Annotated in this window: 14 protein-coding genes; 7 read left to right on the forward strand and 7 right to left on the reverse strand. The window is 68.3% G+C overall.

The features are described 5' to 3' along the window. Window positions 1-1,710 precede the first annotated feature (1,710 nt). The gene (locus AB0I15_RS22575; protein ID WP_358098611.1) at window positions 1,711-2,529 is read right to left on the reverse strand and encodes an ABC transporter permease; all 819 of its coding nucleotides are present in this window, start codon (window positions 2,527-2,529) and stop codon (window positions 1,711-1,713) included. Continuing rightward, complete coding sequence (locus AB0I15_RS22580) at window positions 2,526-3,470, reverse strand: ATP-binding cassette domain-containing protein (RefSeq protein ID WP_358098614.1); 945 nt, start codon at window positions 3,468-3,470, stop codon at window positions 2,526-2,528. Before AB0I15_RS22580 ends, AB0I15_RS22575 begins: the two co-directional genes overlap by 4 nt. A gap of 84 nt (window positions 3,471-3,554) precedes the next feature. On the opposite strand from AB0I15_RS22580, the gene AB0I15_RS22585 reads away from it, so the two are divergent. Together AB0I15_RS22585 and AB0I15_RS22590 are read left to right on the forward strand one after the other, a co-directional pair. Beyond that, complete coding sequence (locus AB0I15_RS22585; protein ID WP_358098617.1) at window positions 3,555-4,298, forward strand: TetR/AcrR family transcriptional regulator; 744 nt, start codon at window positions 3,555-3,557, stop codon at window positions 4,296-4,298. 151 nt (window positions 4,299-4,449) lie between these two features. After that, window positions 4,450-4,782: a hypothetical protein gene (locus tag AB0I15_RS22590; RefSeq protein WP_358098620.1), complete on the forward strand. Its 333-nt coding sequence runs from the start codon at window positions 4,450-4,452 to the stop codon at window positions 4,780-4,782. A gap of 100 nt (window positions 4,783-4,882) precedes the next feature. Here the strand turns inward: AB0I15_RS22590 and AB0I15_RS22595 are convergent, their stop codons facing one another. Next, entirely contained in the window at window positions 4,883-5,638 is a 756-nt protein-coding gene (locus AB0I15_RS22595; RefSeq protein WP_358098623.1) for a hypothetical protein, read from the reverse strand. Beyond that, complete coding sequence (locus AB0I15_RS22600; protein ID WP_358098626.1) at window positions 5,625-6,137, reverse strand: SigE family RNA polymerase sigma factor; 513 nt, start codon at window positions 6,135-6,137, stop codon at window positions 5,625-5,627. The genes AB0I15_RS22595 and AB0I15_RS22600 overlap by 14 nt, the downstream gene beginning before the upstream one ends. 142 nt (window positions 6,138-6,279) lie before the next feature. Here AB0I15_RS22600 and AB0I15_RS22605 point away from each other — a divergent pair, with 142 nt between their 5' ends. After that, the gene (locus tag AB0I15_RS22605) at window positions 6,280-7,176 is read left to right on the forward strand and encodes a hypothetical protein (protein ID WP_358098629.1); all 897 of its coding nucleotides are present in this window, start codon (window positions 6,280-6,282) and stop codon (window positions 7,174-7,176) included. Between the two features lie 90 nt (window positions 7,177-7,266). On the opposite strand, the gene AB0I15_RS22610 is transcribed toward AB0I15_RS22605, so the two are convergent. Next, window positions 7,267-8,877 (reverse strand): ADP-ribosyltransferase domain-containing protein, encoded by a 1,611-nt coding sequence (locus tag AB0I15_RS22610; RefSeq protein ID WP_358098632.1) that lies wholly within the window; start codon window positions 8,875-8,877, stop codon window positions 7,267-7,269. Between the two features lie 157 nt (window positions 8,878-9,034). Here AB0I15_RS22610 and AB0I15_RS22615 point away from each other — a divergent pair, with 157 nt between their 5' ends. After that, window positions 9,035-9,709: a macro domain-containing protein gene (locus tag AB0I15_RS22615; protein ID WP_358098635.1), complete on the forward strand. Its 675-nt coding sequence runs from the start codon at window positions 9,035-9,037 to the stop codon at window positions 9,707-9,709. 4 nt (window positions 9,710-9,713) lie between these two features. On the opposite strand, the gene AB0I15_RS22620 is transcribed toward AB0I15_RS22615, so the two are convergent. Beyond that, window positions 9,714-10,943 carry a hypothetical protein gene (locus tag AB0I15_RS22620; protein ID WP_358098638.1) on the reverse strand — a complete coding sequence of 410 codons (1,230 nt, stop codon included), beginning with the start codon at window positions 10,941-10,943 and terminating at the stop codon, window positions 9,714-9,716. Between the two features lie 164 nt (window positions 10,944-11,107). Next, window positions 11,108-11,326, reverse strand: a complete 219-nt coding sequence (locus AB0I15_RS22625) for a hypothetical protein (protein WP_358098641.1) — start codon at window positions 11,324-11,326, stop codon at window positions 11,108-11,110. A 189-nt stretch (window positions 11,327-11,515) separates the two neighbouring features. Here AB0I15_RS22625 and AB0I15_RS22630 point away from each other — a divergent pair, with 189 nt between their 5' ends. From AB0I15_RS22630 to AB0I15_RS22640, 3 genes are all read left to right on the forward strand, one after another. Further along, window positions 11,516-12,319, forward strand: coding sequence for a PAS domain S-box protein (locus AB0I15_RS22630; protein ID WP_358098643.1), 804 nt, complete (start codon window positions 11,516-11,518; stop codon window positions 12,317-12,319). Further along, complete coding sequence (locus AB0I15_RS22635; RefSeq protein WP_358098645.1) at window positions 12,303-12,758, forward strand: hypothetical protein; 456 nt, start codon at window positions 12,303-12,305, stop codon at window positions 12,756-12,758. The genes AB0I15_RS22630 and AB0I15_RS22635 overlap by 17 nt, the downstream gene beginning before the upstream one ends. Window positions 12,759-12,830: 72 nt before the next feature. Then, complete coding sequence (locus AB0I15_RS22640) at window positions 12,831-13,901, forward strand: DUF6745 domain-containing protein (protein ID WP_358098648.1); 1,071 nt, start codon at window positions 12,831-12,833, stop codon at window positions 13,899-13,901. Window positions 13,902-13,906 lie beyond the last annotated feature (5 nt).

Genomic DNA, 13,906 nt, shown 5'->3' on the forward strand with positions numbered 1-13,906 from the left:
CTGCGGATCGGACCGCATTTGATGCGCTTCCTGTAAGAATGAGATTAAGCAATGCGCGCGAAGTGTGGCTCTTCGCTCCCTCGGGGATCAATATTTTGTCACCTGACAATTGCGCGCTACTGCAGACTCATGTTCTTAAGCGAGCAGGGGCAATCGTTCGAATTATTGTACTGGATCCGAATTGCGAAGACGGAATTAGGATCGCCAGTCGGCAATTAGATGACAATAGAGAGTTCTCTACACAACAACTGGCACCCTCACTCGCGTCGACGATATCTCGCTTACGTGCCATGCGAGCTCGGGAGGGGGCGGGTGCTTTTGAATTCAAACTCTTCTCTTTCAATCCAGGGTTTAGTATCTTTGCGATTAATCCAAACGATGCCGACGGTCGCGTTATTGTAGAATTTCACGGGTATCGCAATGACTCGGACATTTCTCGGATGCATCTAGAGATTGGGCGTATGGACGGGTCGCGATGGTATCCTTATTGGGTGGATCAGTTTGAGAGCATATGGCGAAACTCTCGCCCGGATAAACTGCAGTCCTAATTGTAGAAACCGGTTTATGGCTCTCGGCTTATCAAAGCGACAGGGGGCATGCTGCCGAGCCGCTTCCGGCGCTCGGGCCTGGCGGCCCTGCGCGCCGGGCATGAGGGCTGAGGCCCGATGTTGCTGACAGAGGTGCTAACAACGGTCCTGGACGATCACGGGCGTCGGTGGACAGTGTCCGATGTCAAGGTGGCATCGAGTATGCATCGCCACTTCATCTGGGCGCCCCTGGACCATCGTGAGTTCACCGCAATGAAGTGTTTTGCGGCGGAGGCCGTGACGATCGCCGACTTCGGACCTCCCCGTAGATGGCTGGGGCGATCGGCTGCCGCGGCCCTCCTACGTCGGGCCTTGCCATCGGGTGTCTCTGGCCAAGGTGACAGCAGGGCTGACAGCAACGTCCCCACACGCCGAAGCACCCAAGCTACTGTCCACACGCGTCTGACCAGCGTGGTGATCAGCCGAGCAGGTGGATCGGTCCGTCTGAAAAGCGGAAGGTCAGCCTGCCGCGTGGCTTCCGTTCCTCGGCCTGGCGGCCTTGTGGGTACGGGTCCACTTGCCATCGAAGGACGAGGGCTGAGCACCAATCTTGCTAACGGGAGTGCTAACGACGGCTTCGGATGACCTTGGACGGCGGTGGACTGGCCGGCTTTCTCCCTCCTGTCCGAGGAGGCATTCACGAGCAGGGTGGACGTCTGTGGACGATCAAATTCCCACTACGGATCAGAAGGTTACGGGTTCGACTCCTGTCGGCCGCGCTCCAGCTCGAAGGCCCTCTTGGGAACATCCCAGAGGGCCTTTTTCGTGCCGTACAGCAGCGTTGTACAGCAACGCCGCCGAGGTTTAACCGTCTGATTCGGCAGTCAAGCCGGTCGAGTGCCCTGCGGGTCTCGGGTGCGCGGGACGCCCGCTCGACGGCAACGGCTCTCGAATGCCCGGTTGAAGTCGCGTGGTTCGATAGGCCTAAAGGAAGAGGGCCAGAACCAGGCTGCGCTGCTGCCACGACAGGATCTAGTTCTTGCCCGGCGCGAATTCACCTAGATCACGTTGGTACGCGGATCGTGCTGATGCTCGACACAACGCCGCTTGGTCTGCCCGCGGAAGCCTTCGAAACCGTGCCTGAGCTTGCTGCCACTCTCATCGGCCGGCTCTCCCGGAGCGGTCAGCGGCCTCTGCGCATGTAGGCGCGGAGCGACAGTGGGACGAAGATGGCCAGCAGTGCGGCCGACCAGAGCAGGACGGCGGTTGCCGGATGTGCGAGTGGCCAGGCCACGTCTCCGGACGGAGCGCCGGGGTTGCCGAACAGCTCCCGTGAGGCGGTGGTGAGGGCGCTGACCGGGTTCCAGTCGGCCAGGAAGCGGAGCCAGCCCGGCATGCCGTCGGTCGGGACGAACGCGTTCGACAACATCGTGAACGGCAGGCCCAGCGGCACCATCGCGTCCGCGACCTGGTCGTTCTTCACCGCCAGGCCCACATAGACGCCCACCCAGCTCAGCGCGTACCGCAGCACGATCATCAGCAGGAACGCCTGGGCCGTGGGGATCAGGCCGCGGTGCGGCTGCCAGCCCACCAGCAGGCCCGCGCCCACCATGATGGCCAGCATCAGCAGGCCGGTCAGCAGGTCGGCGCCGGTCTGCCCGAACGGCACCGCCAAGCGCGCCATCGGCATGGAGCGGAACCGGTCCATCACACCGCGGGAGGCGTCGGAGGCCATCCGGGTCATGACCCCCAACCACGCGGAGAAGGTCACCATCGCGAACAGGCCGGGCATGAGGTACGCGCGGTAGTCGCCGCCGTCCGGCACCTGGATCGCGCTGCCGAAGACGTACCCGAACAGCACCACCATGATGACCGGGAAGACCAGCGCGGCGATGATCTGCCCAGGTTCCTGCCGTAGCCGTCCGAGTTCGCGGCCGACCAGGGTCAGCCCGTCGGCGAACGTCCAGCGCAGGCGGCCCAGTGGTGAGGCGAGGTCGGTCATCGGACGGGCTCCTTGCGGTCGGTGAGGCGCAGGAACACCTCGTCGAGGGTGGGCCGGCGCAGCCGCACGTCGGCGGCGGCGACTCCGGCGCGGTCGAGTTCGCGCACGACGCCGGCGAGCCGGAGCCCGCCGTCGGGCAGGACGACGCTGAGCCCGTCGGCGCCCGCCGGTGTGGGGTCGGTGCCGGTAAGGGTGTTCAGGACGGTCATCGCCGCAGGCAGCGCGGCAGGGTCTTCGAGGGTGACGTCGAGGCGGTCGCCGATCGTGGCCTTCAGCTCGTCGGGTGTGCCCGTGGCGATCACCTGTCCGTGGTCGACGACGGCGATGTCGTCGGCCAGTTGGTCGGCCTCGTCCAGGTACTGCGTGGTGAGCAGCACGGTGGTGCCGTCCGCCACCAGCTCGCGGACGTTGTCCCAGATCTCGCCGCGGCTGCGCGGGTCCAGGCCGGTGGTCGGCTCGTCCAGGAAGAGCACCTCGGGGCGCAGGATGAGGCTGGTGATCAGGTCGAGGCGGCGCCGCATGCCGCCGGAGTAGCCGGTGACCTGCCGGTCGGCGGCGTCCATCAGACCGAAGCGTTCGAGCAGCTCGTCGGCCCGCCGGTACGCCTCGCGCCGGGACAGGTGGGACAGGCGCCCGAACATGCGCAGGTTGCCACGGCCGGTGAGCTTCTCGTCCACGGCGGCGTACTGGCCCGCGAGCCCGATCCGCTCGCGCACCTTGCCGGCCTCGCGGACGACGTCGTGTCCGGCGATGCGGGCGTGCCCGGCGTCGGGGTCGGACAAGGTCGCCAGGATGCGCACCGCGGTCGTCTTGCCCGCGCCGTTGGGGCCCAGCAGGCCGCAGACCGTTCCTCTCGGGACACTCAGGTCCAGCCCTCGTAGTGCATGGGTGTCGCCGAAGGACTTGTGCAGCCCTTCGGCGATCACGATCGGATCAGGCATGACTCCTCCACTGGGTACGTTGTACGCGGTTGCGGGTCAGGTTAAATTACTGGGTACCATGTACGCAACTGGGAGGAGGCGACGGTGGCCGACGCCGAGTACGTCAACATCTGGATGCGGCCCGAGCGCCCCGCCCGCGGCCCGAAGCCGGTCTACAGCCGCGCGCAGATCACCGAGGCGGCGATCCGGATCGCCGACGCCGAGGGGCTGGAGGCCGCCACCATGCGGCGGATCGCCGCCGAGATCGGCGCCGGCGCGATGTCCCTCTACCGGTACGTCCCGAGCCGCGACGACCTGGTCGAGCTCATGGCCGACCGGCTGATGGGCGAGATCGACGTCACGGGCATGCCCTCGGGCGACTGGCGCGCCGACCTGAGCCGCTACGCCGACGGGCTGCGGGCCATGTGGCTGAGGCACCCGTGGATCGCCGCCGTGCAGCGGTCACTCCCCAGCTTCGGCCCCAACCAGTTGCTCCTGATCGAACGGCTGATGGGAGTGCTCGACGCCTTCGTCTCCATCGACGAGAACCTCGGCCTCACGACCCTGCTGAACAGCTACGTCGAGGGCACCGTCCGCGAGGAGATCAGCTCGGCCGAGGAGTTCCGCCGCAGCGGGCTCAGCGAGCCGGAGTGGATGGCGCGGAGCCATCCGTACATCGACCGGCTGGTGAGGAGCGGGGACTACCCGATCTTCACCAAGATCGTGATGGAGGCTCGCCAGCCGCACCTGAGCCGCCACGACCAGTTCCGGTACGGGCTCCAGCGCGTCCTCGACTGCATCGCCGCGGCCCTCCCACCGGCGGCCGAGCCGCCGATGCCGGCGCGCTGAGACGGGCGGGCCAGGGCAGGCTCGTGATCGACCATCCGAGCGGGCAGGTCACCTGGCCGCCGGGGCGGCCGGCTCTCGCGGCCTTCGCGTCTCGCTCGGCGAGGGCCGCCGGCATGTCGCGTTCGTGATCTACGTTGGGCATCCTGGGCCGATGACCGAACCGGATCGGGAGGAACGCCTGCGCCCGCGCGCCGTGGTTCTGGCGGCGTTGGCCCTGGTCGCGGTTCCGACCGTTCATGCGGCGGCGCCGATCGGGGTGTCCTGCCTGCTTTCGCCGTCGTACGCGGCCGCCGTGGTCGACAAGTGGATCGCCGAGAACGCGGTGGCGGAGCCGGAGCCCGCTCCCAAGGTCAGTCCGTCGTTTCCGCCGTGGATGGACGTCAAAGTGCTCGACGAGCCTGCGATGGGAGTGGAGAACGTCACGACCGAGGAGCTGGCCCGTCATCTGGTGACGTTGTACGGGTGCGACGGCGACACGCGCTGAGCCACCCGGCTGGCAAGCCACAGAAGCCCCGCTACCAGCATGAACCCTGGGAACGGGCCGCGGCGTTGGTCAGGAGGGTCCGGAGATCCTGCCCAGGTGCTCACCCACCCGAGGGCCGGCCGGTCGAGGTGAGTCTCTCGGCGATCTTCTTCAGCTCGGCGCTGACGGCCTGCTCGCCGGAGAACTCCTTGGCGTACACGGGGCTGAACATGATCTCGGCCCACTGCTTGTCGCCCATTTTCAGGAAGATCGTCGGGGTGCCCTTCATGCCGTCCTCGCCGACGTTCTGGACGACCAGGTAGGCGGTCCGGTCGCCGACGGCCACCTCCTCCCCGTCGTCCTCGTCGCGGTACTGCTGGATGCGGGTGTCGACCTCCTCGACGGTCGCCTCCTCGTACATGTAGATCTGTACGCGGTAGGTGCCGTCCGTGTCGCTCTCGTAGTTGTACGAGGTCGAGTATTTGTCGCCGAAGTCCACCGACCAACGAGACCACTTCAGCCGCTCGGGCAGGTAACCCACCCTGACATGCCCGAACGCCATTCCGTCGCCCAGGTCTCCGAGGTCCGGCGGGTCGGACGGCACGGGCGGGGTGTCGTCGATGGCGGGCGGCTCCAGCGTCGTGGAGATCGTGGGCTGCTCCTGCTGCTGCGCGGTCGTGGTCATGGAGCCGACGGTCAGGTATCCGAGGGGCGCGGCGGCGACCACGGCCGCCGACGTGGCCAGCGCCGCGACCTTGGTCCTTCTCCGCTTCGCCCGCGAGGAGCGGATGACCCGCTCCACCAGGTCGGGCGCGGCGTGGAGCCGTGCGGTCTCGTCCGTCATGAGCCGGCGGATCTCGTCCTCAAGCGCGGGCATTCCTGACCACTCCTTCCACTGTTTCCCGGCCGAGCGCCGAACGGAGCTTGGCCATGGCCTTCGACGTCTGACTCTTGACCGTGCCGACCGTGCATCCGAGCACCTCAGCGGTCTGCGTCTCGCTGAAGTCCTCCCAGTACCGCAGGACGACCACCGCGCGCTGCCGGGGCGGCAGGGCGCGCAGCGCTTCCATGAGCACATGGCGCAGGTCGAGATCGGTCGCCCGCGCCGACGTCTCCGGCGGGCTGTACATCGGGATGATCTTGAGGATGGCCCGGCGGCGGGCGCGGCTGATGGCCGCGTTGATGATGACGCGACGCACATAGGGCTCGGGGCTGCTGTGGCGCACCCGGTCCCAGTTCTTGTACGTCCGCTCCAACGCCGTCTGCAGCAGGTCCTCGGCCTCCGTCTCGTCGCCACAGGCGAGATAGGCCACCCGCAGCAGACTCGTGGCACGTGCGGCCACGAAGGCGCCGAAGTCGTGCTCCACGCCGCTCACGGCTGTCTGTCCGATTTCACGCCTCCTAATACGCCTCAGCCCCTCCCGGCCGTTGCCCGCCTGGAAAAAACATCTTGAGGCAACGGTTCGCCGGGGCCCAGACGTATTGGAGGTCGTCAGTTCGTATCCGTGGAGGAGACCTATGAAGTTCGCGACCGCGCCGATTCGGCCGCTGACCGCCATCGGCGTCGGCCTGGCCGTGGGTGCCACCACTCTTCTGGGTGTGCCGGCGCCCGCCGCGGCGGATCAGCCACAGGGCGCCTATTGGCACACCAGAGTGGTGTACACGAAGCCTCACCCCTGGCGGTTCGGCAGCCGCTCACACCCCTACGCGCTGCTCGAGCAGCAGGTCATGGAGCGGTGGACCAGGCCCGACGGCAAGTCGTGGGTCGGGTTCAGGGATCTCGGGACACTGCCGAAGAGCGCGGCGGACAGGAAGGCGTGGCAGCGTGACGGCTCCCCCGCCAAGTGGAGTGAGTCGATCGACGGCAAGACCGTGAAGCTGTCCGCCGAACCCTCCAAGGGCAGCGTCGCCCCCGTACCGAACGTGAGCTCGTTCCGGCTCGCCGGGCAGTCGCTGACGTACGACGAGGTCCAGAGGCTGCCCGCCGACCCGAAGGTCCTGAAGGACTGGCTCACGAGGGCGGCCCGGGTGGGCAGGGTCCCGGAATCGTCCATCGGCAGGTGGGTCACGGGCACCCTGCCGCAGATCCTCCACGACCTTCCCGCCCCCAAGGCGGCCCGCGCCGCGGCGTACCAGGCGTTGCTGACGACTCCGGGCGTCCGGTCCGAGGGCGTCGTGAAGGACCCGCTCGGCAGATCCGGCACCGCGCTCCTGCTCGAGGAGCCGATGAACCAGAAGAAGAGCGTGGCCTCGGTCAAGACCAGGCTGATCATCGACACCGGCGCGATGGTGCTGCTGTCGCAGCACCGGACGCTCTCGACCGACGGCAGGCCGACCGCGGGCAAGGACTCCCACGAGACGATGATCGAGGTCGGCTGGACCGACTCCCCGCCGGTCGTACCGGCTCTGCCCTGACCCGGCGGCGTCGGGCTCGAGATCCCGCGAGCTCTCACGACGTGCCTCCGCCCCTTCGCGGATACGAGCAGAGGGGCGGAGACGGCTCCCTTACGCCACCAGGCTCTGCTCGGCCAGCTCCGTCAGCGTCACCGTGCACAGGCCACCGCGCTCGGCCCGCACGTCGGTCACCTTGAGCTGCGTGCCGGGGGTGAGGATGAACTCCTCCTCGCCGGTGAACGCCGAGAAGCTGCGAATCCCGACCGCCCGAGCGGGATGCACCTCGAAGAGCGTCCGCTTGCCGCGGCGGCCGAGGAAGGCCTGGGCGACGCTCAGCTTCGACGTACACGACGACACGCCCCACCACGTCACCGTCCGGCCGAGCGGATACTGGGCGCGCAGGTCCAGCGACACCCCGCGCCACAGCGGCTCCTTGCGGGCCGGCAGGTGGGAGACGGCCGAGAACAGCAGGCGCAGGTACGGCAGGTACGGGACGATCCGGCTGCGGTCGGGGTTGCGCAGGGTGGCGTTGATCTGCCGGTAGAACGCCGACTCGCAGGTGTAGAGGTAAAGGGCCGCGATCTCGTCGGCGGACAGGGCGGCGCCGTCGCCCGACTGCTTCTCACCGAACCGGTACGACTGCTCCATGTGCCAGTCGAGACCCGACAGCAGCCTGGCCACCGGGCCGACGGCCTCGCGGAAGTCCATGAGCGGGGTCGTGAACACCCCGGTGATCGCCGGAAGCTCGAGCCCCTCGTCCTTGACGCTGGCGAGCCGTTCCAGGTAGAGCTTGTGCAGCTCCATCGTGGAGGCGATGAACGCCCCCATGCGGTCGGCGGTGTCCGCGTCGGGGCCGCCGGTCTGCGCGGCGAGCCGGTTCCATCCCTTGCTGGGCAGCCAGTCGATCTCGTCGGCCCCGAGCGCGTCGAGTGCCGCGTTGACGTCGGCGAAGTGGGTCCCGTCGCAGAAGATGTCGCCCTGCGCCGCGGGGTTGGGGTGGTCGATGTGGCGTACCTCCACCCCGGGGTACTTCTTCTGCAGCCTGAGCACGACCTCCTTCAGGCTGCGCGCGTGCACCCCCCACCAGGCGAACACCACGCCCCGATCCTGCTCGTCCTCGGCGTCCTGCTTGGCCCGCAGGATCTCTTCGACCAGCTTCTCCACGACCGGCCGCCAGAACGTGGTGTGCTGGTCGGTGGCCATCGCGCCGTCGGCGCTGGCGGTGAGGGAGGCGTTCAGGAGCAGCACGCCCTGCGTGAGCATCGCCTGGAACCACTCCGGCGGCTGTACGGTGTCGTGCTCCTTCAGCAGCGCGCGGATATCGGCGATCGGCGTCTTCTTGGGGATCCCGTGCTTCCACATCGCCGCCGCCTTGATGATGCAGCGGATGCTGATGACCTTGCCGAACTGGCTGTCGGCCCAGTCGTGGAAGGTGTTGTCGAACATCGCGATGCCGGTGGCGCTCTCGGCCCGCGGGTACGGGTTCTGCCCGAAGACGACGACCTTCCACTTGTGCGGCGGGTTCGGCTTGAGCGCCTGGAAGGTCAGCTCCCGTACGGGCACCACCTGCGGGCCGCGCCCCGGGCCGATGAACGTGGCCCCGGCCGGCTGCGCCTCGATGACCGGCTTCAGCAGCGGCAGCCACGGCTCACCACCGCCCGTGAAGAGCTCGGCCAGGGCCAGCGGGTCGTTCGGGTCGGGCGGAGTGGAGGCGTCGCTCATCGTGGGCTCCTGGGTCGGCGAGGGATGAAGGTGGGGGAATTGTGCCGTGTGAAGATCCCGAGTGCGATGTCAACGCGGAAACCATGATCTGTTTTGTCGGTGTGGCGCGATACCTTCTTCTCCACCGGCACCGTCCCCCCTTCGCATGGAGTGAGCCATGACCGTCAAACCCGTGAAACCCCAGCTCAAGGTGGTCCTGGTCGACACCAACGCGAAGGTGGTGCACGAATGGCTGGCGGCGTTCGCCGACACCCCCGAGGTCGAGATCCACAAGGGGTCGATCCTCGACCAGCAGGTCGACGCCTGGGTCAGCCCGACCAACTCCCGCGGCCGGATGGACGGCGGCGTCGACGGGGTCATCAAACGGCACCTCGGGGCGGGCATCCAGCTCCGCGTCCAGCGGGCGATCCGCGACCGGTTCGAGGGGTCGCTGCCGGTGGGCAGCGCGGTGTGCGTGCCGTCCGGGGCGACCAACCCGAAGTTCCTGATCTCGACGCCGACGATGGTCCACTCGGTGCAGAACGTGAGCGAGACCCTCAACGTGGCCCTGGCCTGCGCGGCGGCGTTCCAGGCGATCCACATGCAGAACGCTCTGGAGCCGGGCGGCATCCGGTCGGTGGCGCTGGTCGGCATGGGCGCGGCCACGGGCAAGGTGCCGGCGCAGGTGTGCGCCAACCTGATGTGGACGGGCTACACCCTGTTCAACGACTACTCCTTCGAAGACTACGACGACCTGCGGACGACGATCGTCGACCAGCTCGACGACCTCGACAGCCGCCCTGAGCAGGAGCGCGTGCGCATCCAGCCGCCCACCGGCCGGTCCCGCGGCTGAGGGGTCACCGCCTCGGCCGGAAATAGTGCGTCACCACGTGCCGGGTGACCTGCTTGCCGATCTTCGCGCCCTGCACGTCGGCCGTGCGCGTGTGGATGCCGCCCCAGACCCGCGCGTTGACCACCTCGGCCAGCGCCTGCGAGAAGCCGTGGAAATACCTCCTCGTCCCCGAGGCAGGGCTGAACCCGCTGAACGACAGGTCGTCCCGGCCGAAGAAGTACGCCAGCGCCGACATGCTCGCCCCGGTGAAGCAGGTGTGGCCGGAGGTGTAGTCGGGGTGCGGCGGGGTGACGAGGAGCGGCATCCAGGCGGGGTCGGCCGTCGTCTTCGGGTTGCCGTCGGTGTCGGCCTGCTGGATCGCGGTGACCGGCCGCCAGAAGTGCCACGCCGCCTTCTCGTTGAAGCAGGCGGTGGTGGCGTCGGCCTCGGCCAGGTCGACCATCGCGAACATCCGCGCCGCCTGCAGCGCGTTCAGCCGCTGGGTGGTCGCGAGTTGCCGCTTGATCTCCCATTCGGCCAGGTGCCGGTCATGCCACCAGATCGCGGCCTGCGTCTGGTCGGCCGTCCTGGTCGTGCTGGCCGCCGAGCCGATCTCCTTGATCTCGTTGATGTCCCTGGCGTAACGGTCGCTGGTGAGCGAGGGCGGCCCGGACGTGCGGAACATGGAGGCGCTCGGGATGAGGAACGGTTTGAGGTGACCGACCCAGGCTCCGTCGGAGGCGAACGTCGGAGGGGTCGGGCGCCATTGACCGGGCCCGCTGCCGATGGTCCAGGTCTGATCGCCGAAGGCGCCGTCGTCGCGCCGGGCGGTGATCATCGCGGCGGCGGTCCTCGCGCCGACGGCGATTCCGCGCCGCTTGGCCTCACCGTCGGGGATCTCGGCCAGCGAGTCGTCGTACTGGGCCGTCAGCCTCGCCTGCTGATCGGGGAACAGCGAGCTCAGCACGCGGAAGGCCGCGGTCGCGACGGCCGCGCCGGTCGACTCGGTGCCTCTGGCGGCGGGTGCGATCAGGTACGGCTGGTACGGCGTGCCGGCGATCGCGTTCACCGCGTCGTAGACGGCCCCGTGCACCATCGCGAAGCTACGCGCTTGGACCTGCGGTTGCTGGCCGGCGACGTCCCAGATCGCCGTCTGCGCGTTCCTGTCCCAGACGACGACGGGATTGGCCGACGTGGACGAATCCGATGCGTACGCGACCGACGTGCCAGGTGTCCCGGCAATGCACAACCCCACGACGGCCGACCGTAGGAGGGCGGTTGCCCAGCCCGCGTTCCGAGGTCTCGGCATGCGAGCAACGTACTATGGCGGCCGCATGCCACCAAGAGAGGCGCCGGCAGCCCGAGCACCGCCTCGTGGGCCGCGCATCGCGCCACTGGCGTGAGGTCGTGGGCTCGCGCCTATGACATCGATGCCACCCGCTGCTGATCCTCCAGCAGGTCGACGACCGTGGCGATGTCGTTCGCGCTCACCGTTTGGTGAAGCCCCTTGTGGATCTCGGCGTCCTTGAGCCGGACGCCGCGCCTGGTCGCGTAGAGCACGCCTTCGTCACTGAAGAAGAACGACCAGTCCGGGTAGGCCGTACGGAGCGTGTCGACGTCGTAGCTCACAGTAGTCATGTCGTCACTCTAACGAGCTGGTCCCAGACCGGTCCAGGCCGCGACGCCATCCTGTCCGGAGACACCCGACTCCGCATGGGAACGATGCCACAACACTCCGGACGAGGCGATCAAGATCTTTCCCTGAATTCCCGTCCGAGAATCGCGATCTCCTCTCAAAAGCTCACTATATGCATTAATCTTGCGACCGTGAGTAACGGAGACGTTGCCGCTGCGGCCTTCCTCCGCCGCGCCATCACCCGCGTCCTGCACCGCATCGGCCGCCGGGGCGCGTCCCTGGCCTTCGTCGGCCTGCTGTGCCTCGTCATCGCCGCGTCCCTGGAGTTCGCGCCCGCCACCCAGCGGGCCGCCCCGGGATACACCACTCTCGCCGCCGTCGCCCCCTTAACCGTCTGGGCGGTGGTCTGGTGCGTCACGGGCGTCCTGTGCCTGGTGCAGATGTTCATGCGCTCAGACCGGATGGCCTTCGCCGCGGCCACGGCCCTGCTCCTGCTGTACGGCCTGGTCTACCTCGTGTCCACCTTCACCGGCGAGAATCCGCGCGGCTGGGTCGGCGGCGCGGTGTGGCTGGCGTTCGGCGGCTGGATCGCCCTGATCGCCACCTGGCCGGAGGCCGTCACCGTCGACCCCCTGCCGAGCGCCCAGCCCATGGGAACGACGGCCGTCGTGGTGGCCGACGCCGCCGGGATCATCCAGTCGTGGAACCCCCAGGCCGCCGCCCTGTTCGGCTGGAGCACCGAGGAGGCGGTCGGCCGCCCGCTGACCATGCTGATGCCCCAGCGCTTCCGCGACCAGCACTCCGCCGGGCTGGGCCGGGTACGCACCTCCAGCCGCTCCAAGCTGGCCGGCCGGATCATTCCGCTGGTCGGCCTGCGCCGCGACGGCAGCGAGTTCCCCATCGCACTGACGATCAACGCCTGGCACAGCGACGAAGGCATCGCCTACACCGGCGTGATCCGGCTCGTGGGAGGCAGTGATGTCGACCCTTACTGAGGTTCTCATCCAGATCGGCACCGGGGCCGTCCCACTCGCCGTGGCCTACCTCGCCTTCCGCTCCGCGACCGACGCGAACAAGAAGACGCAGCAGACCGCGCTGGTCCAGGCTGAGCGACAAGCCGAGATGGAACGTTCCAAAGTGGACGCCGAAGCCTTCCTCCGGGCCAAGACGATCTACGAGGACGCGCTGAGCCAGATGGAGAAGCAACTCAACCGGATGCAGGGCCAGGCGGCGCAGGTGGACGCCGATCTGGCCACCGAGCAGACCGCCTCCACGGCGATGCGCGACCAGATCAACCGGCTCCAGGCCCAGATCAGGGCCCTGGAACGGACGGTGGTCACGCTGCGGACCCAGCTCACCGCGGCGGGGCTGTCCCCCGCCCCCGCCTCGGAGACCACGGGCCCGTACCAGCTCCGGCACCCACCGCTGGAGTAGTGGACACCGGCGGCGCCCATCTGTCACTATTTCCGACATGATCGTGAGAAAGGACGACGCCACCCTCATCTGGTGAGCGTTCTCGTGCAGCGGGAAGCTGCCGACATCCGCGAACAGTGGCTGGGCCGGGCGTTGTCGACGCTGCCCACCGACCGTCCGGCCGCAGAGGCCGCCATCTCCGGGATCTACGGCCTGATCGGGCTGTCCCCACCCCGTTTCCACTGGGTCTCGTCTCCGCTCACGGCCCTGGCGACCGTACCGCCGGGGTCACGGGCCGCTCCGGAACGCGTGGCCGAGTGGCCGCTGCCGGCCCGCTTCGCCTCGCTCAAGACCGAGCTGTGCCGTCACCTGGACAGCCAGGTCAGGTGGGCGCAGCAGCCGCTCTACCAGCTCATCCACCAGATGGTGCTCTTCCCGCTCCAGCGGTCGGTCGGCAGTGCCCTGCTCCCGCCGCTGCGGCAGGCGCACTCCTCCGCCGACCGAAGTCTCCCCACCTGGTACAACGTCCAGTTCGTCTCCTGGATCGCCCGCTACGACGCCCTGCGCCGCGCCGCCGGCGTGGTCTTCGCGGCCGAGCAGCGGCGTCAGCTCGACCTGTGGGCGGCCGTGGCCGCGTCGTGCCACTGGTGGTGGCCCAGCGAGCACGTGTGCGTCGTCTCCGAGCGGCCCGTCGCCCTGCGCACCGAGGTGTGCGACGACAACGGCGAGGTACGGCTGCACCACCACGACGGCCCGGCGATCCGGTACGCCGACGGCTGGGACCTGCACGCCTGGCACGGCACCCAGGTGCCCTCCTGGGTGATCACCGACCCGTCCGTCGACCGCATCGCGAACGAGCCCAACGTCGAGGTCAGGCGCTGCGCGATCGAACGCCTCGGCTGGGCGGCCTACATCGAGCAGGCCGGGCTGCGGCTGGTCTCCTCCGCGCCGGACCCCGGCAATCCGGGCTTCGAGCTGCGGCTCTACGACATGCGCAGGAACACGAGAGTGCTCCTCGCGGTCAACGGCTCGGTCGAACGCGACGGACACCGCCGCCAGTACGGCCTCACCGTCCCGGGCCACCTCGACGACCCGATCGACGCCGCCGGCTGGACCTACGGGCTGTCCGCCGCGCAGTACTCCCTACTCCAACGCAGAACCTGAGGTGA

Origin of the sequence: Nonomuraea sp. NPDC050643 (assembly GCF_040654715.1) — a bacterium.
GTDB lineage: Bacteria > Actinomycetota > Actinomycetes > Streptosporangiales > Streptosporangiaceae > Nonomuraea.

Excerpts from the sequence above, each read along its gene's own strand:
- AB0I15_RS22580 (WP_358098614.1), bottom strand. The coding sequence starts at position 3,470 with ATGCCTGATCCGATCGTGATCGCCGAAGGGCTGCACAAGTCCTTCGGC.
- AB0I15_RS22615 (WP_358098635.1), top strand. The coding sequence starts at position 9,035 with ATGACCGTCAAACCCGTGAAACCCCAGCTCAAGGTGGTCCTGGTCGAC.
- AB0I15_RS22605 (WP_358098629.1), top strand. The coding sequence starts at position 6,280 with ATGAAGTTCGCGACCGCGCCGATTCGGCCGCTGACCGCCATCGGCGTC.
- AB0I15_RS22595 (WP_358098623.1), bottom strand. The coding sequence starts at position 5,638 with ATGCCCGCGCTTGAGGACGAGATCCGCCGGCTCATGACGGACGAGACC.
- AB0I15_RS22635 (WP_358098645.1), top strand. The coding sequence starts at position 12,303 with ATGTCGACCCTTACTGAGGTTCTCATCCAGATCGGCACCGGGGCCGTC.
- AB0I15_RS22625 (WP_358098641.1), bottom strand. The coding sequence starts at position 11,326 with ATGACTACTGTGAGCTACGACGTCGACACGCTCCGTACGGCCTACCCG.
- AB0I15_RS22610 (WP_358098632.1), bottom strand. The coding sequence starts at position 8,877 with ATGAGCGACGCCTCCACTCCGCCCGACCCGAACGACCCGCTGGCCCTG.
- AB0I15_RS22590 (WP_358098620.1), top strand. The coding sequence starts at position 4,450 with ATGACCGAACCGGATCGGGAGGAACGCCTGCGCCCGCGCGCCGTGGTT.
- AB0I15_RS22575 (WP_358098611.1), bottom strand. The coding sequence starts at position 2,529 with ATGACCGACCTCGCCTCACCACTGGGCCGCCTGCGCTGGACGTTCGCC.